Source organism: Carboxylicivirga marina (genome assembly GCF_016612505.1).
In the GTDB taxonomy this organism is placed as follows: Bacteria; Bacteroidota; Bacteroidia; order Bacteroidales; family Marinilabiliaceae; genus Carboxylicivirga; species Carboxylicivirga marina.
The window spans coordinates 1-1,282 of the sequence record NZ_JAENRR010000145.1 but is presented as its reverse complement, the minus strand read 5'-3'; the positions used below and the strand labels follow the sequence as shown (position 1 = coordinate 1,282).

At 32.1% G+C, this 1,282-nt stretch carries 1 protein-coding gene; it reads right to left on the bottom strand.

What is annotated here, in order from left to right:
• Positions 1-237 precede the first annotated feature (237 nt).
• Positions 238-1,122: a YARHG domain-containing protein gene (locus JIV24_RS22130; protein WP_200467264.1), complete on the bottom strand. Its 885-nt coding sequence runs from the start codon at positions 1,120-1,122 to the stop codon at positions 238-240.
• Positions 1,123-1,282: the final 160 nt, after the last annotated feature.

The following is a 1,282-nucleotide window of genomic DNA, read 5'->3' as shown; positions in this document are numbered from 1 at the left end:
CATCTCAATTTACAGCATGTAGTGAATATTTTGCCGTTCACTACTTCTCGGCACACGATGAAGCGATTGGCAATTTAGCGAACTAAACCTTCCAAAACTCTCTGAGCCAAATCTTTTATTTGTTTTTATCTTCTCATTTCTAAAGCCAAATCAAAGATTTGGCGGTGTTCGATTATCCAACCTAACTACCATGTACTCACGAACGCCAATTGCTTTATACTAGCGTGTTGTATTGCGTTATTCTTTATAAAAGTCTCTAATAACAACAGTTGTATCTGAGAATTCACTTTTAATAAAATTCCCGAGAGAGTCATGTTCAATCGCTTTTGTCCAACTTGATACTTTCATTTGTAAATCTTCGGTGATAATAACATCATTGTAACGCTCAATGACTGTATCTTTTATTTCTGGGTCTGGTTCGCCTTGAAATTCTGCTGTACTAGAAAATGATAGAGGTAGTTGTTTGCGCCAAAGTTCTTCTCCTTCTAAATTAACAAATAAGAAGGTCGTGTACGTGTAAAAGTCACTAGCGTGATTGATACCAATTGCAAATAGTGAGTCGGGGAGAGATATTTTGCCAATCGCAGAACGATACTTCTCATATTTTTCACACAATGCTATATATCTTTTGTTTTGCCTTAAATCTTGTTCTTTTTTTCTGAAGGTCCAATTTTCAATATTGGTAGGTAGTTCTATTTCAGGTAATATTTCTAGAAAATCTACAAACCTAAGAGATTTCTTCATTTCTTCTAAAAGTTTTTCAGGGCGAACGAAATTTTCAATATCTACAATCCAATTAATGTTTGATTTGTCGATTTCAGTAAGGTAATTATCAATTTCTTTTCCCTCATATTTTGGCCTATACCATTGGAACTTTTGAAAATGAAGTGATAATTCTTTTGACTTAAAAACATAGCCTTTCCTTGCGTATATCTCGTTTCTTAGAAGCCTTAAGTCACTCAAATTTAATTTTCTTAAGTCAACATTTGATTCTATTAGTTTCTTTGATAATTGAATTGGCTTATCTGTTTCAGGATTTTTAATTTCCGAGTAAATAATTGGATTTTCTTGAGTATTACAACCGAAAAGAAATATTAAAATGATTAAGTACTGTACTTTCATATTTTAGGTATTTTTTTAATGCAATACAACGTTTGGCTAGATGAAGTGATTGGCAATTTAATGAACTAAACCAACCAAAACCGCTCTGAGCCAAATCTTTTATTTGTTTTTATCTTTTCATATACTCTAATTAATTACAAGTTTTTAAGCCACTTTTTCA

What these genes read in the sequence shown, in the direction of transcription:
- JIV24_RS22130 (WP_200467264.1), bottom strand. Translation starts at nt 1,122, where the DNA reads ATGAAAGTACAGTACTTAATCATTTTAATATTTCTTTTCGGTTGTAAT.